Source organism: Ferruginibacter sp. (assembly GCF_049840995.1).
Lineage (GTDB): Bacteria > Bacteroidota > Bacteroidia > Chitinophagales > Chitinophagaceae > Ferruginibacter.
Genome location: NZ_JASGIP010000008.1, coordinates 198,283 through 218,013, shown reverse-complemented (window position 1 = coordinate 218,013; position 19,731 = coordinate 198,283). Strand labels below are relative to the sequence as shown.

The window sequence follows — 19,731 nt, the reverse complement described above, 5'->3', positions numbered from 1 at the left end:
ATTTTAATAAATTTCTTACCAGAATTTTTTATCAGGGTGTTTTTTGGATATTTCCCCAGCTTTTATAAAAATGGTGACTTGAATTTGCACTTAAAGTAAAATAAAGCCGGTATTTACCAACAGGAATTGCCGGGTTAACTAACACAGCATTACTTACGGAAGGGTTTTGCGGCAGTTGCGGATACGATACACCCAGCAAACGGATCGTTTTTTTCTCAACCGGGCGCATCAGGCTGTCAACAATTACCGATTTGTAAAGTATGGTACCATTAAATCCATTCGTAAACCTGAAACTCAGCTGGTAATTTGTCGAAAACGAATTCGGTATAATTGCATTGTATCTTATTGGCGCATCGAATACCGAATCGGGTTTAAGTGTACCGCTAAGATCGGCGGTATCAAGACTGGTAAAAAGATTCAGTTCCTGTGTGGTGAATGCTGTAGCCTGCCATTGGCCATCACCCTGGCCCTGTATAACATTGCCGGTACCATCAACGATCCATTGTTTGGAAACATCAATTTTTGTTGGCTGTTCATCTGCAGTATCCGCTTTATTGCATGATAAAAGTATAATAACCGATAGGGCTAAAAAAGAAGCAGTTAGTTTTGGATTCATAGATTACGGAGTTGCTTATAAAGCTGGTATATAATAAATTATAACGCTGATTTAATTTAAAATTTAAAACCCAGTGTTGCCACCACATTTCCTCTTTGCTGCTTCAGGCTGGCGTAGGTACTTGCCCTGTCCTGCAGGCGGTAAGGCAGGTCGATATCCTTAGCGATATTATGCACATAAGTAAGATCGATGAACATGCCTTTATCCCTGTAACCCAGGCCGCCGCTCAGCAGCATTTTGTTGATCTTGGAAGGTGCATCCTGGTAAGGATTACTGTAATAAGCAAAGCCAAGTCGGGTCATAAAAACGTTGAACTTTAATTCTCCGCCCACACGGAAATTGAAATTGCCTTTATATTCATCTTTCACCACATCATTCAGTTGGTTGTAATACGCTTTTTCACCCGGTGTGGGGTTTTCATTACCACTGCGGAAGCGGGAGCCGTTATAATGCACGTATTCAATATCGGCGCTGATGAATGCCCGTTGTTTTTTAGTGTTGGATACCTCACGAAAAACATAGGAACCACTGATGATGGCTTTAAAAGGGGTGCTTTGGGTATAGCTGCTTTCTCCCGGTTGATCATTAGTAAATGTTTCGGAACTGGTTTTGAAATCACCTGCAGGATTTTCCACGATCGTATGCAGGGTGGTGGTGCGTTTATCAGTCAGTATCATAATTGATGGCGTATGCACGGCCAATCCTAACCTTATATATTCCTTTGGTTTATAAATAACACCCAATTTGGCATTGAACCCAAAACCGGTAGTGGTATAATGATCGTTGTACTCAAATGATTTAAAGTAGTTGGAATTGTTGTTGGAAGTATCAAACTCCTGGAAGTTGGTATTGCTTGTATAATTCACCAGCGGAATACCAACTGTGGCGCCCCAATAAAATTTATCGTTATTGTTCTGTGCAAAAGCAAAAGCCACTTCGGTAATAGCACCCTTGGTGGTCTTGTTCATTTGCTGGCGCAATGCCTGGCCTGCATCTAAAATATATTCTGGCGCACCTTTTACCTGGTAAATGCCATTAACTTTTACAGTATCGATCAGGTAGGTGTACAAGGCAGGGGCAGAGCCATAAGGCAATGGTGAATTCACATTCAATACTTCATCGATGGTATAACCGCTTTTTGCAAACTCTTCTGCAAACTGCTCGCTGAACGAACTGTAATTGTTCAACCCTTTATATTGAATGCTGTTATTGAAATTGGCAGTTTGTGTTACCGCAATACTGATGGCATTGCTTATTTTGGGTTTATACCGGTTGCCAAAACCCCATATCAAACCGGTTGGTCCAAATGCAAAAGCATTCTTCCGGTTCTGGTTGGCCGTACCCCTGAAATCGGCCTTGTTATTATTGAGCATCAAACCGGGCGTAAGCACCACTTCGCCTGTTTTATAAAAACCAAGCCCGGCAGGGTTTACGAAAGTGGCATTCAGGTCGCCGCCCAGCGAACCCATGGCACCACCCACAGCCAGGTTACGTGCAGTACCGTTTTGCGGGTAAAACGAATAGCGAAGGGCATCTTCAGGTACCTGTGCTATAATGGTAGTGCAAACAAAGAGATTTATAAAGAGTAAATATTTTTTCATACATAATAAATTTTACAGTCCAATAATTTTTATTGGGGAATCGTTAGTTGCCATTGATCTTGCCGGGCAAAGCTTAGCCTCTTCCTGGCCTTGAAACACTGCCGCCCGAACTGCTGCCACCGGATGAACCGGATGAGGAAGAAGAACTGCTGTTTGTTGAAGGAGTGTAGGTCCTGGTATTGTTGTTGGAAGAATTATTGGTGTTGCTGTTGGTATTGCTCGAAGGCGATGGTGTAATTACCTGCCTCAATAAATTACCCAGCCTGCTGCCATTGTTATTGCTGTTGTTGTATTGCCTTGTATTGGAAGAGCTGCTGTAAGAAGTACCTGTTTTGATATTGTTGATAGCCGCAGCGCTGTAATTTTTATAACTGTTCAGGTTCACCATTCTTGGAGTGGTATTAACCGGGGCAGCGGGAGTAAAGCGGCAATAATACACCGGTTTTGAATAATACAGTGGGTTGTAATAGTAACCGTAACTGTTGTACGAAGAATAGGAATAACGGTAAGGACTATTGTTGTAACTGTAATCGTAATCATCATCAAATTCCCTCCACCTGCGGTCACGGATCGTCATTCTTATCCGGTTGTTGGCCGTGGTGTTTTCATCAGGCCTTGTTTCTTCTTTTTTACGGTCGTTATCGTTTCTTTCTTCAACGGGTCTTACCGGGCTGTAATAAACATCGTCGGGTGTTTGACCACTTTTATAAGCAGTACTGCAACTGCTGATGGAGGCTGCCGCAATAAGGATAAGTAAAATTTTAGGGTTCATGGCGTTTTGTTTAATGATTTAAAAATGAAGTTACTACTTTTGTGCTGGTTTTAAAAGCACGCAATTGTTAAAAAGGCATCAAACCTTTTGCCATAAGACACTTAGGTTTAATGGTTTGCTGTTAAAGATGTGCTAAACCCGTGATAAAGAACGGAAAGACCGCATCATCTATTTTTAAATACATACAAACGATCCGGAAGGATCAGGGAAACATGGCAAAAGAGTTAACATCAAGGAAAGAAGATTATTCGCAATGGTATAACGACCTGGTGATAAAGGGCGGACTGGCCGATTATTCGGCCGTGAGGGGCTGTATGGTGATAAAACCCTATGGCTTTGCATTGTGGGAAAATATGCGTGACCAGCTGGACAGGATGTTCAAGGAAACAGGGCACCAGAATGCCTATTTCCCTTTATTTGTTCCTAAAAGTTTGTTTGAAGCAGAGGAAAAGAATGCAGAAGGATTTGCAAAGGAATGCGCCATTGTAACGCATTACCGTTTAAAAGCGGATCCGGCACAGAAAGGGAAACTGGTGGTGGATCCCGAAGCAAAACTGGAAGAAGAACTGGTGATACGCCCTACAAGTGAGGCCATCATCTGGAATACTTATAAAGGTTGGATACAATCCTATCGCGATCTGCCGATACTGGTGAACCAATGGGCCAACGTGGTGCGCTGGGAAATGCGTACCCGTCTTTTTCTGCGTACTGCCGAATTCTTATGGCAGGAAGGACATACCGCACATGCCACCAAAGAAGAAGCGGTGGAAGAAACCGTGCGCATGCTGGATGTATATGCAACATTTGCAGAAGAGTATATGGCGGTACCCGTGATAAAAGGTGTAAAAACAGCCAACGAACGTTTTGCAGGTGCAGAAGATACTTATTGCATTGAAGCGCTGATGCAGGATGGTAAAGCATTACAGGCCGGTACTTCCCATTTCCTGGGACAGAATTTTGCCAAAGCGTTTGATGTAAAATTCAGCGATAAGAATAATACACTGGATTATGTATGGGCAACATCATGGGGTGTTTCCACACGATTGATAGGTGCATTGATAATGGCCCACAGTGATGATGAAGGATTGATAATGCCGCCAAGAATAGCTCCTGTGCAGGTGGTGATAGTACCTGTGTATAAAGGAGAAGACAGCAAGCCGGTGATAGATGCCAAGGCGGATACCATGATCAAACAACTGAAAGCGCTGGGCATAAGGGTTAAATACGATAACAATGATAACAGCCGCCCCGGATGGAAATTTGCCGAATACGAATTAAAAGGTGTACCGGTGCGTATAGCCATGGGCCTGCGTGATATTGAGAACAATGTAGTGGAAGTAGCCCGTCGTGATACAAAAGAAAAAAACAGCATGAGCATTGATGGCATTGCAGATGCCGTTGCAAAACTGCTGGAAGATATTCAGCAGAATATTTACAACCGTGCGCTGGCCTTCCGCGATGAACACATCACTAATGCCGACAGCTGGGATGAATTTGTAAAACTATTAGACGAAAAAGCCGGCTTTATTGCAGCACACTGGGATGGTACCGGCGAAACAGAAGAAAAAATAAAAGAACAGACCAAAGCCACCATACGCTGTATTCCTTTAGATAACAAACAGGAGAGTGGTGTATGTATATTGACAGGCAAGCCCAGTACCCAAAGGGTGTTGTTTGCAAGGGCTTATTAAAATAATGTAACTCAAAAAAAAATGCAAGGCGTTGAAATTATTTCAACGCCTTTGTTTTGCCGTTTCAGGAAAGTTCCACATATTCGTATTGTACAAAAACTAACTATGGAAGAATTTCACTCTGATTTTTTAGAAAGCGTTGACCTTGAAGTTGACGGTGGTGCCGCCAATGCACTCAAGGAAGGCTCCAAATGGGCCAAATTCATCAGTATATTAGTCTTCGTTTTTTGTGGTATTGCTATTTTGATATTTGCAGCGGCTGCCAACGAAAATGTCAGAGATTCTGATGGGGTCTTTAAGGAATTTGACTTTTTCAGTCGCGGAGAGGCTTATTCATTGATGATAGGAATTGTTATTGTTGCTGTATTACTGGTAGCTGGTTTATATGCACTCTTAATGAATTTTGGTGTTAAAACGGGCAGGGCGCTGGCATCAGAAAATATTGAGCAGCTGAACAAGGGGCTTGGTTCCCTGAAGCTGTATTTTATTATATATGGGTGTCTGAGCCTTCTCACTATACTCTTCAGTATTTACTCGCTTATTAATTCATTCCTTTTATGATAGACGAAGATAAAAGCCCGCTAAAAGCTAACCTGTTTAATTTTACCCTGGATGATACAACCAAAGGGCATTTGAAAGGTATTGCCCAATGGACAAAGATCACTGCGATACTGGCTTTTGTATCCATAGGCGTATCCCTTCTCACGATAGTGATCACTGTGGTCAATTTCAGTACTTATGGACTTGGCGGAACCATCACCGGGCAGGTGATCGTGTGGGTGCTGTCTATCCTGTTGAATGTTTTGCTTTATAACAGTTCTGCCAATATTCAAAAAGCGCTGGCAACAACCGATCAGCAGCAACTGAACAAGGGGCTATTTCAAATGGCCCGGTATTTTAAAATAATAGGTATACTTTTTATTGTAGCGATCATATTGGTGATACTGGCCTTCCTGTTCTACCTGTCGTATGCAGGTAGCCGTGGCTTCTGATCACAGCATCATTCCCTGGTGGCGAGATAATTATAATCTTCCAGTAATTTTTCTAAAAACCTTTCGGGGTAAAGGTCGGTGGTGATCTTCAATACATCTTTCACCTTCATGGCCACCCGGTTGCACATTTCGTAGTTGCCGGTCTTATTGGCCTGTGTTACCACACCCTTAATGGTATTGATATCACGGTCGCTTAAGCGCATTACGGTGGGGAACATTACCTTGTAATCGGGTTTGTTCACTTCCATAAAAATGGTATCATCAATAGTAAGCTTGGTCTTGGTATTCACCACTACGGTGCCAGCTGCCAGGTCGCCCAGGCGTTGGTTCCTGGGGGTAACTGCAATGGTGATGATAACAGCGATACCGAAAAGGCCGGTTATAAAAGCATAAGCAAATAAGGCATCTGCATTAAAGAATATAAAACCAAATAAAAAGGGCCATTCAAAGAATTTGGTGATCCAGCGCAGGATGTACTGGCCCAATGTGGGTTCGCCGCCTTCCAGGCTTATGACACGGATGCCCATTATTTTTTTGCCAACAGTTTGCCCGTTCATCCATAACTCGGTGAGCAGTGAATACAGCAGCATGGGAAGGGATATTACCAGTATATCGAGGCCCTGGTTGGAACCGTCCCGCCATTCCAGTTCAAAACCATAATAGAGCAGCGATTTCATGCTCCACAGGTAAATGATCAGCAGGATATAATCGATGATATAGGCCAGCAGCCTTTTATGAAATTCGGCAACCTCAAATTCCAGGTCGATATTAAAAGCGGTATTGATCTGTATGATGGACATGTAATATGCAAAATACAAATTGCTTTTTACAGAAAACTGCAAACATGAATTTTTTTATTTATAAAAATTTCATCAAATTGTAGACTAAATTGGTAATTCGTAACTTTAGGTGCATGAGAGAAGCAATGTTTATTAAAAAGAATGCCGAGAAATGGAAAGAGTACCAGCATTCACCCACCGATAACCCTGATGAAACTGCAGAACGTTTTATTACGCTTATCGATGACCTTTCTTATGCCAAAACTTTTTACCCCCGCAGCAAGGTCACCCGCTGGATAAATGGCATTGCCGCCGGAATCTATCAAAGCATTTACAAGAATAAAAAAGAAAAATACAGCCGCATCTTCGACTTCTGGAAGTTTGAACAACCCCTGTTGTTTAAAAAATACCACCGCGTTTTTTTATTTACTACCATCTGTTTTTTGCTTTTTGTGGCCATCGGTGTGTTCTCCTCTATGTACAACGAAAATTTTGTGAGAGGTGTATTGGGCGATGGCTATGTGGATATGACGGAACGCAATATCTCAAATGGCGATCCCTTTGGTGTATACAAGGATGATAATCCTTTTTCGATGTTCATCACCATCGGGTTCAATAATATCAAAGTGGCTTTCCTGGCTTTTATATTTGGCTTTACGCTGGGTATTTTCACAATGTGGATCATGTGGACCAACGGTTTGATGCTGGGTTGCTTTCAATACATGTTCTTTTCCAAAGGATTGGGTATTAAATCGGTGCTGGTGATATGGATACACGGCACGTTGGAAATTTCATCTATCATCATTGCGGCCACGGCCGGTATGATACTGGCCAGCGGCATTCTTTTTCCCGGCACTTTTTCCCGCATGGATTCTTTCCGGCGGGGCATCAAAGATGCAGCTAAAGTATTACTGGCGTTGATACCGTTTTTTATAACAGCGGCTTTTTTCGAAAGCTATGTTACCCACCTCATGAGCCAGACCTATGATAAAGATAACAATGCCGGGCTGCCGGTTTGGGCAAGCGTAAGTATATTGGCGCTATCATTTATATTCATCGTCTGGTACTTTATCATTTTACCTATCCGTTTGAATAAAAAAGGATATTATATTCAGCCTGATGGCATTATTCACCGGCTGAAGGAGGAACATGCGTAGATACATTCTTATATCAATACTAGCCCTTTTATCTTTTACTGCTGCGCAGGCACAGGACAGGGATACACTGACGTATATCGATACCAGCCTTTATTACAGGCAGCTGGCCGTATCGCCTGATAGTGTAGCGGCCTGGAAAAACATGCGGGGTTTTGAGTATGTAAAATACCTGGACAGTGCATTGATGGCAGAAAAAAAGAAACAAAAAAAAGAAACAAAGCAGGAAGAATATACAGCACCCAGCGGCCCCAGCTGGATCGACCGGTTCTTATCATCGGGTGGTTTGCAGGGTACTTTATGGGTACTGGCCGGGCTGTTTGTATTGTTCATCCTGTACAAATTATTTTTAACGGAAGGAGCTTTTAAAAGAAAGCCGGCTACTTTAAATAACAACCGCTCTGTAGTGGTGGAAGAAGAAGTAACCAGCGAAAGTGATTTTGCACAATTGATCAGGCAGGCCGTGCTGAGCGGCAATTACAGGCTGGCAGTGCGTTACCAGTACCTGCAAACCCTGCACAAGTTGGCCGACAGGAACTTTGTACAACTGGCAGTTGATAAAACCAATTACCAGTACGTACGGGAAATTAATAACCTGGACTATCAGAATAATTTTGCGGCGCTTACCCTTAATTACGAATATGTGTGGTATGGTGAGTTTGCCATTGAAGAAAACATTTACCGCAATATTGAAGCAGGCTTTAACCAGCTGAACAGTAAATTATAAACCGGCATTGAAAAATAAAATAACACATATCTTTTTACTGTTGATGACAGTGGCTGGCGTACTTGCAGGCTGTTCAAACAATAGCCGTATACCATCGCTGGAAGAAACTTTTTCACGTACCGATAAAAAACCTTTTGGTGCTTATATTGCTTACAAGCAGCTGGAGAATATATTCAGTAGCAATAGTATAAGAGATAAAAGGCAGAGCTTTGATAAGACCTGGGATGATATTTCTGATACGGCCTCACTGTATGTTTGTTTTGCATCCATTCTTTATACCAATGAGGAAGAGGTCAAAGCCATGCTGGATTATGTGTATGCCGGCAACAGCCTTTTTATTGCTGCCGATTATTTTGATGACAACCTGTTGAAAGAAATCGGCTGCCAGGAAAATTACAAAGGTTACCGGCAAATTAATTTTTTTGATTCGCTGCGCAATACGGATACAAAGTTCAGCAGTGATCCTTATAGTTATTATTATAAACCTTTTGCCAATTCATTTGCAAAATACAACGAGGCCTTTACCCGTGTACTGGGGGTAAATGAAAATAACGATCCCAACTACATTGTATATTTTCATGGCAAGGGAAAACTGTTCCTGCACTGCGATCCACGGGCATTCAGCAATTACTTTTTGTTAAAGAATGATAATTACAAGTACCTGCAGAATGTATTTTCCTATATGGGGAATTCTGCTGATCATTATTCATCAGGTTCCCCCGATCATGTATACTGGGACAATCATTACTGGACGTTGAACAGGCGGAAGGATCCATCAAAGAAAAAAGATGATGATGGTAATAGCAATAGTTTTTCTTCATTGGGTGAAATATTATCTCATCCAGCTCTTGCATGGGCATTCTGGTTATTGCTCCTGTTACTGCTGTTATATGTTCTTTTTGAGGGTAAAAGGCGCCAGCGCATTATTGAAAAACGCAAACCCAATGAGAACACCACGGTAACTTTTACCGAAACCATTGGCCGCCTGTACCTGCAGAAAAAAGACAACAAGAATATCGCCGAAAAAATGAGTACTTATTTCAACGAATATGTGCGGAACAATTATTTTTTGAATACCAGTATGGTCAATGATGATTTTATTACCACGCTCAGCCGTAAAAGTGGTGTGGAAAGAGAAAAAGTGGATTCGTTATACAGAGCCATGCAGCATGCGCAGAATAACCCTGAGGTGGATGATTACCAATTATTATCTTTAAATCAGCAAATACAGCAATTTTTTAAAAAACAATAAATTAACAGCACCCTCCCGCAGTTCTATCAAACGGAGTAAAATAAAAACCAATGGAAGAAAATATTTTTCAGCAACGCATCGATCTGAGCGGACTTAACAGGGCCGTATTCGAAATAAGGAACGAGATTGGCCGTGTGATCGTTGGCCAGCATAAAATGGTGGATCTTCTACTGATCGGGCTTTTATGCGACGGTCATATATTGATTGAGGGCGTGCCCGGCGTTGCAAAAACATTGACCGCAAAACTGGTGGCCAAAATAATCGATGTGGATTTTTCCCGCCTGCAGTTTACCCCCGACCTGATGCCGAGCGATGTGGTGGGTACTTCGGTATTTAATCCCAAAGAAGGTGATTTCCGTTTTAAATCGGGTCCCATTTTCAGCAATATTGTATTGATAGATGAGATCAACCGTGCCCCTGCCAAAACGCAGGCAGCTTTGTTTGAAGTGATGGAAGAAAGACAGGTTACCGTAGACGGGTACACGCACGTGATGCGCATGCCATTTATTGTACTGGCCACACAAAACCCCATTGAGCAGGAGGGAACTTACCGCCTGCCGGAAGCGCAGCTGGACCGTTTTCTTTTTAAAATTGAAGTAAAATATCCCACGCTGGCCGAAGAAGTGAACATACTGCTGGCACAGCAGGGCAAAACACAGGGGCAGATGCTGCAGGATGTGCGCAAGATATTGTCGCCTTCAGATATACAGCACTTCAGAGACCAGATACAATCGGTGATCATTGAACCCAAACTGATAGAATTTATTGCACGCATTGTAAACGAAACCAGGAATAATCCTGCGCTTTACCTCGGTGCATCGCCCAGGGCTTCGCTGGCCATATTAAAATCTGCCAAAGCCAATGCAGCCGTTAAGGGCAGGGATTTTGTAACCCCCGAAGATATTGTTGAAATGGCACCGCATGTATTGCGCCATCGCATTATTCTTACCGCCGAAAAAGAAATGGAAGGCATTACTGCAGACGACCTGATTGATAATATCTTAAAAGCAATAGAAGTACCGCGTTAAAAACATCAACGATCTAAAACTGTAGCAAATTGAGATCACTGGCCAATTATATTTTTATCAAACTCTTTCTTACACTCCGGTTCTATATCAGCCTCTGTGTATGTATCGTGCTGTTCATCGCGTCATTCTTTTATACGCCGCTACAGCAGTTGCCCAAAATATTACTGGCCATACTTACCGCACTGGTGCTGATAGATTATGTATTTCTTTTCCTGGTCAGTAAAAGCCCTTCGGCAAAGCGTTTAACGGCAGACAGGCTGAGCAATGGCGACGAGAACAGGGTGGAACTGCAGGTAGTAAATCGTATGCCCTTTACCGTTACTATGGAGATCATTGACGAATTGCCGGTGCAGTTCCAGAAACGCGACTGGAAACTGGTACATCGTTTTAAAGCCAATGAGCAAAAGAACATCATTTATAAATTAAGGCCGATAGAACGGGGGGAGTATAATTTTGGAAACATCATACTATACGTCCGTTCGCTGCTGGGACTGCTGATGCGCCGCCATGATATCGATGCAGAAGTAACGGTTCCGGTATATCCTTCTTTTTTACAATTGCGTAAATACGTATTGTTATCGCACACCACTATACAGACCGAGCATGGTAATAAACGCATGCGTAAGATTGGTCACAGTATGGAATTTGAACAGATAAAAGAATACGTACGGGGAGATGATATCCGCACCATCAACTGGAAAGCCACAGCACGCAAGGGCGGTCTGATGGTAAACAGTTATACTGATGAAAAATCGCAGCAGGTTTATTGTATCATTGATAAAGGCCGCCTGATGAAAATGCCTTTTAATGAATTGACGCTGCTGGATTATGCTGTGAACAGCACCCTGGTATTGAGCAATGTGTGCCTGGAAAAGCAGGACAGGGTGGGCGTAATTACTTTTGGCAGCAAGATGGGATCCTTGCTGGCAGCCGATAAAAAACCCATACAGCGGGAAAATATCCTGCAACTGCTCTATAACCAGGAAACTGCTTTTTTGGAAAGCGATTACGAAATGCTGTACATGCAGATACGCAACCGCATTAAACACCGCAGCCTGTTGATATTGTATACTAATTTTGAATCATTATCTGGTTTGCGCCGGCAACTGAATTACCTGCGCAGTATAGCAAGACACCATTTACTGATGGTGGTATTTTTTGAGAATACAGAATTGCACCAGCTTTCCCGCCTGGAAGCCAATAATATCGAAGAGGTATATATTAAGACCATTGCCGAAAAATTTGAGTTTGAAAAAAGACTGATTGTAAAGGAGCTGCAAAAGCATGGTATCTTATCCGTATTGACTGCGCCGGAACAACTGACGGTAAACGCTGTGAATAAATACCTGGAACTGAAAGCAAGGCAGGCGATATAAATCTTCATTAAATTTTTATGCCATCCCTGGTTTATACCACCGCACAAACAACCGACCTGCAGGGTATTATTGAACTACAGCAAAAAAATCTTGCCATTCATCTTACACCTGAAGCGATCTCTACACAAGGCTTTGTTACAGTAGTGCATAGCCTGCACGATCTTAAAAAGATGAATCATATCGAACCACATATTATCTGTAAAGACGGAACAAAAGTGGTGGCTTATTTATTGTCGATGACGGTGCAATCTCAAAACGATATCCCGGTATTAAAACCGATGTTCGAAATGTTCCGCCAGGTGATGTTCAATGGAAAAACAATCGCGGAATACAATTATATGGTGGTGGGGCAGGTTTGTGTAGATAAAGCATACAGGGGAGCAGGTATACTCGATAAATGTTATGACTTATACAGGGATACTTTTAAATCCCGGTTCGATTTTGCCATTACTGAAATAGCCACCCGCAATACCCGGTCGATAAAAGCACATGAACGTATTGGATTTATACCCGTACACCAGTATACCGACCCTGCCGGTGAGGAATGGAGCATTGTAGTATGGAACTGGTAAAATAGCTGCATGAAGAATATATGCTTTAAGTTTGCAGCAAAATAGCGTTCATTTTGGCAAGAAAACAAACATACCGCAAGCGGTTTACCAACGAGATAATTGCTGCCGGCGGCGAAGCACCTGTAAGAAAACCGAGAGAGAAAAGACCTCCGCTGGACCCCTTGATACAGGAGCCTTACCTGGAAGGGAAAGTGATACTGATCGATAAACCCGTGCACTGGACCTCGTTTGATGCAGTGCGTAAATTGCGGGGATTGCTGCAGATAAAAAAGATCGGCCATGCCGGTACCCTAGATCCACTCGCTACCGGATTATTGATCATCTGCACCGGTAAATTCACCAAAAAGATTACGGAGTACATGGCGGCCGAAAAGGAATATACCGGCTCCATTACACTGGGTGCTGTTACACCTACATACGACCTGGAGAGTACACCGGAACAGCAAAAAGAAATTCCTTTGCTTACCGAAGAAATGCTGCGGAAGGCAACAGAACCTTTTATCGGTGAAACAGACCAGTTCCCGCCGGTTTATTCTGCCATAAAAAAAGATGGGGTGGCATTGTACCAACTGGCGAGGAGAGGAGTGGATGTGGAATTGGAAGCCAGGAAGATTACAATAAGTTCCTTTGAATTAACGGAGATCGCTTTGCCTGTGGTGTATTTTAAAGTAGTATGTTCAACGGGAACGTATATACGCAGTTTAGCCAATGATTTTGGCGCTGCTCTTGGTTGTGGTGGTTACCTGAGCAGTTTACGCAGAACCAGGATCGGTGATTTTAATGTGGAAGATGCCTTGAGTTTTGAACAGTTAGAACAATTGATAAGTCAATAAATAAGTCATTGGTCATTGCTGCGCAGGTCATTGGGCATTAAGTCATTTGAGGTCATTAGTCATTGGTCATTAAGGTTGCGGCTTATTAAATTATTTTTACAAATTACAAGCTGCTAATGACTGCATGACCAATGACTTGTTCTCTAAAATGGATAGTTGATACCAATGGTGAAATTGAAATTCTCGTAGCGCCATCTCCGGTATTCATCGTTGGGGCCTTTGGTAAATACTTTTTTAAATACATCATTAAAGCTTAAAGGCGGGGCTTTCCAGCCGTCGTTGATATAACTTAATTCGGGCCGTTTAAAGCGGAAGCCGAAATCAAAACGCAGTACAAAATAATTAAAGTCAAGCCTGAAGCCGGTACCTGCATTGATACCCATTTCTTTCCAAACATTTTTGAATTTGAATTGTGCGCTGTCGGTACCGCCGCTTGGCTTGGTATTGCGCAGGTTCCAGATATTGCCGGCGTCAGCAAATAAGGCCATCTTCAGCGTCATGGTATTAGGTATCAGTTGTGCTACAGTAAAACGGTATTCCAAATTGGTCTCAAACTGCAGGTCTCCGGTACGGTCGTTAAAACGGTTGTAACCATAGGGTGCCAATGGTTGCGAACCACGGCCGATACCACGTACGGGCCAGCCCCGCATGCTGTTACTGCCACCACCAAAGTACTGTTTGAAAAACGGGAGCGTGGTATCCTTTTTTGAAGAGAACCCAACGCCACCGAATACACGAAATACAAGAGCCGATTTTTGGCTTCTGCTTGTACGTGTATGGGAGTATTCCACATCCATTTTAAGATATTGGCGTAAATACTTCGTAAAAACATTCATTTTTCTTAAAGGCAATGGTATCGGGACAAAAGGAAAGCCCGATTCTTCCAGGTTTGCTTTAAAACCATGCTGATGGTTAGGATTCTTTAAGTTTGCCTTTGCATTGCTGTAGCCAATACTTGCGCCGGCCACCAGTGCGGTATTAAAGGAATATCGCAAAAATGGATTATCAATTAATGTGTTGTCAAAATCTGTACTTTGATTATACAGTTTTGTAAACTCAATATTGATGGGCTTGAATATCAATTGCGCATTTCTTCTGTTAACTGCGCTGTAGCCAAGACTTAAATTAAATGACTGAAGGTTAAATAAGTTGATGCGGTTAATATAGGAAGCATTGGTATTGATAAAAGATTCAGTCGATTTGAAATGCGGATTTTTATTAAGTTCTTTAAACGGATAGATAAAACGCGGAAATACAATGCTGTTGGATAAACTCAGGTCATTGGAGTTGATAAGATTTTTTGTATTGCTGCTGTCGCTTTTAAGATTGAACTCAACACCCGCCCGCAAAGAAGTGGTCATTTTAATAGCTTCCTTGCCAAGGTTGCGGTTGGTATGAGAAACAGTTCCGGAAAGCCCCAACAGGTTACCGGCACTGGCTGCTGTAACTGTATTGGTATTGCTGGTGGCTGAATAACTGGCTTCCACACCGGCTTCAAAACTGTATTGTGGCGTAGGTATCAGCTGTACTATCAGGTTCAGTTTATTCACACTGTCTTTTTCCTTTATCTCCACCACTTCTATATTAGCACTTTGCCATACTCCCGCCCGGGCATAATTGTTCAGGCTTTTATAAAAATTTTCCTGGTTGTACAGTTCTCCTTTTTTTAATAACATATTGCGTGTCAAAAAACCGGTACGAAATCTTTTGTTGTGATAACGGATGATATAATGTGTCCTGGCAGTAGTTCTTTCCGTTAGCGTGGAATCATTCAACCGGTCGCCGGGCCTATAATCGGGTAAAATATAAATGTTGTTGATATAGTATTGTTTCAGCTTATTACTGTCTGTTGGTGGATTTAACACCAGCGCCAGTTTTATCTTAGGCGAATCCTTTTTTTGCTGCGCCTCGGCCAGTAAACGCAACTGTTCAAACGGATCATCGGTAATATTGGTCAACACTTCCAGCGTGGTATCGCCCCGCATTCTTAATTCTTCGGAAGTAAATTTGTAATAACCCTGGTTCCTGTAAATCACCACCAGCCGGTCTATCTCGCCCAACACCGCTGCTTTTGTTACAGGCCTGCCTTCTTGCACCAGGCTGTTATCGCTGTTGTTTATTGCTATCTGCTGCAGGTCGGGCTTTTTTAAATAGTAGCCAAAAGTATCGATCAGTGTTGGCGGACCGGGTTCAACAACATATTTTACATGCACCCGTAATTGATGATGTTTGAGGTTGGTATCAGCAGTAAAATAGGCATTGGCTTTATAATACCCCAGGTGCACCATTGATAACTTCATGTTCTTTGCAGAACGGGCAGCAGAAAAAGAATCATAAACGGGCGGTTTGTTATAAACATGCCGCACAAAATAGTGGTCCACCACGTTGATCTTGGAGCTGTCGTCTAATTGAGCATTGAGCCGCGACTTTAATGCGATCAATTCGTCTTTGGTAAATTTTCCTCCCTTAACTTCGATGCTGTTTTTAGTGACAAATGGCTTGCCTTTCTGGTAATTTTTCTGGATGATACCAAAAGGCCGGCAGGAACTTAAAAAAACGGAAAATAATATAAGGGAAAGAAAAAATACATTCTTTATTTGCGGTATCAATAGTGTTTTAGAAGGGGCGCTAACCGGCATAAATTTAATTAGTCTGTAATGTTTAACAAAACGCATACCAAATATATCCAAAGTTTGCACCATAAAAAATTCAGGGATGAAAATGCTGTATTTATTGCCGAAGGAACCAAGGTGGTGCTGGAGCTGTTGGACAGCAGGGAATTTGTATGCCAGCAATTATTTGCTTTGAACGAATGGCTCAGTGATCATGCAAAAACATTGCAGCAGTATTCGGGTATGGAGCTGTTTGCAGTAAAAGATTTTGAGCTGGAAAAAATATCCATGCTTACCACGCCCAATAATGTGCTGGCTGTTTTTAAAAAGAAAGAACCTGTGCAAACCTTGCCAGTAAAGGGAAAGATCACGCTGGTGCTGGATACTATACAGGACCCCGGCAACCTGGGCACCATCATACGCACCGCCGATTGGTTTGGTATAGAGAATATTGTTTGCTCCCATGCCTGCGCCGATATGTATAATCCCAAAGTGGTACAGAGCACCATGGGCAGCTTGGCAAGGGTAACTATTTTGTATACTGACCTGGAAGCATGGCTGCAGGAAAACAGCGCTATAAAAAAATATGCCGCTGCTTTACATGGTAAAAATACCAGCGAACTGCGGGGTGTTAAAGAAGCTTTAATTATTATCGGCAACGAGGGCAGGGGCATCAGCGATGCGGTGATGCAACTGGCGGATGAAAAAATAACGATACCGAAAAGGGGAGAAGCGGAGTCTTTGAATGCAGCGGTGGCGGCGGGGATCATTATGTCGGCGGTTGGTTAACCGAAATTGTATATCGAAATTTTATTTCGATCAAAATACACCGAAATAAAATTTCGGTTAACGAAACTGTATCGCCTTAACCGGTCTTATTTTTTTAATGAGCAACGTGGGGATAATAAGCGTTGCAAAACAAACCGCCAGCGTAACAGCGCATACCAGCAAAACCTGCCACCACACTACATTTGCATGCGCCTGGCTCATATAATAGGCGTCTTCATCCAGCTTTATAAATCCATATTTTTCCTGCAGCCAGCAGGCGGCCAAACCAAAGATGGCGCCCAGCGCAATGCCTGTAACAGCAATAAAGGAAGTGTTGTATAAAAATATCTGCTGCAGGCTCCAGTCGGGCGTGCCGATGGCTTTTAAAATACCTGTCATCCGGGTGCGTTCCAGTACCAGGATCAATAAGCAGGTGATCAGGTTAACCACAGCAATCACCAGCATAATGATCAGCAGCACATTCTTATTCTGTTCCTGCAACGCCAGCCAGTCGAATATATTGGGATAGGTTTCCTGAATCGTTTTACTGTACCAGGTTTGCGGCAGCACATCTACGTCATGTATCACCGCATTGATCCTGTCTGTTTCTTTATAATCCTTTAAAAACACCTCGTAACCGCCTATCTGGTCGGGTTGCCAGCCGTTCAACCTCCGTATCAGGTTGATATCGCAAATGCCAAAAGCTTTGTCGTATTCTTCAATAGAAGTTTTGTAGATACCGGTTACCTGTAGACGACGGCGGCGGGCATTGGCGATACCGCTGGCATCAATAAAAACCACGTCCACACTGTCATTGATGGAAAGGTTCAGCTGGCCGGCGGTGTAAGCTGATAAAACGATCTCTTTGCTGTAGCCGCTGTCCCTGGTGTGCATCCATCTTCCCTGTTTCAGTAAATTATTCATGCGGCTGAAATCGAAGGAGGAGTCGATGCCTTTTAAAAGCACGCTTTCAATATCGCTTTTATATTTTACGATGGCCGATTTGGTGGCAAATCTTTCAACACTTTTTACTTGCGGTATCTTTCTTAAGTTGTGTTCTACGGTATCATTTTGTGTAATGGGATATTCTTCGGCAATACTTACTTTATTTTCCAGGTCCTGCTGCACCCTTATATGACCCCAAAAGCTGAACACTTTATCGCTGATCACCTGTTGAAATCCGTTCACAAAACTCATGGCAATGATCATTACTGCTACACTGATGGCCGTGGCTGTAACTGCCAGCCGGATGATAAAGCGGGAAAATGTTTTCTGCCGGTTAAATGCGATTCTTTTTGCTATAAAAACGGATATGTTCAAATGGCATACTTTTGGTATCTTACAAATGTATTTTATTTAACTTAAACATCGCCATTAACATCATAAAAGTTGAATACTGCAACGGCTTGCTTTATTTTGCTTTTAAGGATTCGATAACGCCATAAACCTACAATGACAAATTACAAGCGATTGCGTGCAATCAGGAAACAATTATTCTTTCTTTTAATAAGCTTTATTACCGTACCGGCTTTTGCACAACTGCCCGATATGGTGTATAAACCCAATATTAAATGCGTGCGCTTTCACATGTACGGCGACCAGTTGTCACTGCCCGTTTATACACTCAACAGCAGCGATCAACTGGAACTGAATTTTGATGATTTGGATGCGAATGTTAAAAGTTATTATTACAGCTTCCAGTTGTGCGATTATAACTGGAAACCGGTTGACATCAATCCATTTTTGTATACCAAAGGGTTTATTCAGCAGCGGATCTCCACTAACCGGTATTCATCTATTGCATTTACAAAATATACACACTACCAGGCAATCGTACCCGACAGGACCACGACCATTACCTTATCCGGTAATTATTTGCTGAAAGTTTTTTTAGATGGCGACACTTCCAAACTGGCATTTACCCGGCGCATGTTTGTGCTCGATTCCAAAGCGGCTATTGCTGCAAAAGTGGTACAGCCTTTTACACCACAATTTTTTAATACACACCAGAAGATACAGTTCAATGCCAATATCACCGGCTTAACGGCTTTCAGCGCTGCGCAGCAGGTAAAAGTGGTGATACTGCAGAACAACCGCTGGGATAATGCTATTAAGGATATTCCCCCCACTTTTATCAGGGGCAATTCGCTTGAATACAGTTCGGAGAGTAACAGCCTTTTCCCGGGTGGTAAAGAATGGCGCTGGCTGGACCTGCGCAGTTTTCGCCTGCAGAGCGACCGGGTGGACAGCGCCTGGTATGGTAAAACCAGTACCGATGTTTTTGTAAAACCAGACAGGGACAGGAGCGGGGAGCGCTATGTTTACTTCCGTGATTACGATGGCATGTTCGTGGTTGAAACCTACGAAACCATCAACCCCTACTGGCAGGGTGATTTTGCAACGGTACATTTTACTTTTACCACGCCTGACAGTAAACCTGTGAACGGGAAGGATATCTATCTTGCCGGGCAAATGACGGATTATGCATTGAATGATAAAACGAAGATGCAGTTCAATGAAGCAAAAGGAGTGTATGAAGGCACTGCTTTTTTAAAGCAGGGCTATTACAGTTACACTTATATTTCGGTAGATAAAAATAACCCGCAGTCGAAATGGGATATGGAAGGTAATTATTGGGAAACAGAGAACAGCTATACGATACTGATGTATTATAAAGGTTTTACCGACCGTGCAGACCAGTTGATAGGGATCGCAAAGATCAACTCCCGCAGCGACCGGGCGGGCGTGAGTTTTTAAAGAATGTGATTGATATTCAATATTTCCACATTCGATATTTTATATTTTAAATTGAACTTTTAATTAGCCATAAGTGCGTATATTTGCGGCGGCAAGTCTTATACGGCCAGCTCCTGCTGAACTCCCCCAGGGCCGGAAGGCAGCAAGGGTAGGTGGTTGAGCGGTGCGATGTAAGTAACTTGCCATTTTTATTTTATCCCC

Annotated in this window: 18 protein-coding genes and 1 other RNA gene; 13 read left to right on the top strand and 6 right to left on the bottom strand. The window is 42.6% G+C overall.

Features of this window, described 5'->3' with window-relative positions:
* Window positions 1–31: 31 nt before the first annotated feature.
* From QM738_RS21795 to QM738_RS21785, 3 genes are all read right to left on the bottom strand, one after another.
* The gene (locus tag QM738_RS21795; protein ID WP_462278875.1) at window positions 32–616 is read right to left on the bottom strand and encodes a hypothetical protein; all 585 of its coding nucleotides are present in this window, start codon (window positions 614–616) and stop codon (window positions 32–34) included.
* A gap of 56 nt (window positions 617–672) precedes the next feature.
* Window positions 673–2,217: a hypothetical protein gene (locus QM738_RS21790; RefSeq protein WP_462278874.1), complete on the bottom strand. Its 1,545-nt coding sequence runs from the start codon at window positions 2,215–2,217 to the stop codon at window positions 673–675.
* Window positions 2,218–2,290: 73 nt separating this feature from the next.
* Window positions 2,291–2,989, bottom strand: coding sequence for a hypothetical protein (locus tag QM738_RS21785; protein WP_462278873.1), 699 nt, complete (start codon window positions 2,987–2,989; stop codon window positions 2,291–2,293).
* 212 nt (window positions 2,990–3,201) lie between these two features.
* On the opposite strand from QM738_RS21785, the gene proS reads away from it, so the two are divergent.
* Genes proS through QM738_RS21770 form a run of 3 tightly spaced genes read left to right on the top strand, consistent with a single transcriptional unit; the run spans window position 3,202 to window position 5,672 of the window.
* On the top strand, window positions 3,202–4,680 hold the full coding sequence (gene proS, locus QM738_RS21780) for a proline--tRNA ligase (RefSeq protein ID WP_462278872.1): 1,479 nt from the start codon (window positions 3,202–3,204) through the stop codon (window positions 4,678–4,680).
* A 21-nt stretch (window positions 4,681–4,701) separates the two neighbouring features.
* Window positions 4,702–5,241, top strand: a complete 540-nt coding sequence (locus tag QM738_RS21775; protein WP_462278871.1) for a hypothetical protein — start codon at window positions 4,702–4,704, stop codon at window positions 5,239–5,241.
* A complete protein-coding gene (locus tag QM738_RS21770) occupies window positions 5,238–5,672 on the top strand; it encodes a DUF5362 family protein (RefSeq protein WP_462278870.1) in 435 nt (144 codons plus the stop codon). Before QM738_RS21775 ends, QM738_RS21770 begins: the two co-directional genes overlap by 4 nt.
* A gap of 8 nt (window positions 5,673–5,680) precedes the next feature.
* Here the strand turns inward: QM738_RS21770 and QM738_RS21765 are convergent, their stop codons facing one another.
* The gene (locus QM738_RS21765) at window positions 5,681–6,514 is read right to left on the bottom strand and encodes an RDD family protein (protein WP_462278869.1); all 834 of its coding nucleotides are present in this window, start codon (window positions 6,512–6,514) and stop codon (window positions 5,681–5,683) included.
* A 71-nt stretch (window positions 6,515–6,585) separates the two neighbouring features.
* On the opposite strand from QM738_RS21765, the gene QM738_RS21760 reads away from it, so the two are divergent.
* The 7 genes from QM738_RS21760 to truB are packed head-to-tail and all read left to right on the top strand — an operon-like array spanning window position 6,586 to window position 13,393.
* Complete coding sequence (locus tag QM738_RS21760) at window positions 6,586–7,608, top strand: stage II sporulation protein M (protein ID WP_462278868.1); 1,023 nt, start codon at window positions 6,586–6,588, stop codon at window positions 7,606–7,608.
* Window positions 7,601–8,332: a hypothetical protein gene (locus QM738_RS21755; RefSeq protein WP_462278867.1), complete on the top strand. Its 732-nt coding sequence runs from the start codon at window positions 7,601–7,603 to the stop codon at window positions 8,330–8,332. Before QM738_RS21760 ends, QM738_RS21755 begins: the two co-directional genes overlap by 8 nt.
* Window positions 8,333–8,339: 7 nt before the next feature.
* Window positions 8,340–9,584, top strand: coding sequence for a DUF4350 domain-containing protein (locus tag QM738_RS21750; protein WP_462278866.1), 1,245 nt, complete (start codon window positions 8,340–8,342; stop codon window positions 9,582–9,584).
* A gap of 50 nt (window positions 9,585–9,634) precedes the next feature.
* Window positions 9,635–10,612, top strand: coding sequence for an AAA family ATPase (locus QM738_RS21745; protein WP_462278865.1), 978 nt, complete (start codon window positions 9,635–9,637; stop codon window positions 10,610–10,612).
* A 29-nt stretch (window positions 10,613–10,641) separates the two neighbouring features.
* Window positions 10,642–11,988 (top strand): DUF58 domain-containing protein, encoded by a 1,347-nt coding sequence (locus tag QM738_RS21740; protein ID WP_462278864.1) that lies wholly within the window; start codon window positions 10,642–10,644, stop codon window positions 11,986–11,988.
* A 17-nt stretch (window positions 11,989–12,005) separates the two neighbouring features.
* Window positions 12,006–12,560 (top strand): GNAT family N-acetyltransferase, encoded by a 555-nt coding sequence (locus tag QM738_RS21735; protein WP_462278863.1) that lies wholly within the window; start codon window positions 12,006–12,008, stop codon window positions 12,558–12,560.
* 53 nt (window positions 12,561–12,613) lie between these two features.
* Entirely contained in the window at window positions 12,614–13,393 is a 780-nt protein-coding gene (truB, locus tag QM738_RS21730; RefSeq protein WP_462278862.1) for a tRNA pseudouridine(55) synthase TruB, read from the top strand.
* 143 nt (window positions 13,394–13,536) lie between these two features.
* Here the strand turns inward: truB and tamL are convergent, their stop codons facing one another.
* Window positions 13,537–16,032: a translocation and assembly module lipoprotein TamL gene (gene tamL, locus QM738_RS21725; RefSeq protein WP_462278861.1), complete on the bottom strand. Its 2,496-nt coding sequence runs from the start codon at window positions 16,030–16,032 to the stop codon at window positions 13,537–13,539.
* Between the two features lie 18 nt (window positions 16,033–16,050).
* Between tamL and QM738_RS21720 the strand changes: the two genes are divergently transcribed.
* Entirely contained in the window at window positions 16,051–16,794 is a 744-nt protein-coding gene (locus QM738_RS21720; protein ID WP_462278860.1) for a TrmH family RNA methyltransferase, read from the top strand.
* A gap of 57 nt (window positions 16,795–16,851) precedes the next feature.
* Here the strand turns inward: QM738_RS21720 and QM738_RS21715 are convergent, their stop codons facing one another.
* Window positions 16,852–18,093 (bottom strand): ABC transporter permease, encoded by a 1,242-nt coding sequence (locus QM738_RS21715; protein WP_462278859.1) that lies wholly within the window; start codon window positions 18,091–18,093, stop codon window positions 16,852–16,854.
* A gap of 150 nt (window positions 18,094–18,243) precedes the next feature.
* Here QM738_RS21715 and QM738_RS21710 point away from each other — a divergent pair, with 150 nt between their 5' ends.
* A complete protein-coding gene (locus tag QM738_RS21710) occupies window positions 18,244–19,530 on the top strand; it encodes a type IX secretion system plug protein (RefSeq protein WP_462278858.1) in 1,287 nt (428 codons plus the stop codon).
* 89 nt (window positions 19,531–19,619) lie between these two features.
* An RNA gene (ffs, locus tag QM738_RS21705) (signal recognition particle sRNA small type) lies at window positions 19,620–19,718 on the top strand.
* Window positions 19,719–19,731 lie beyond the last annotated feature (13 nt).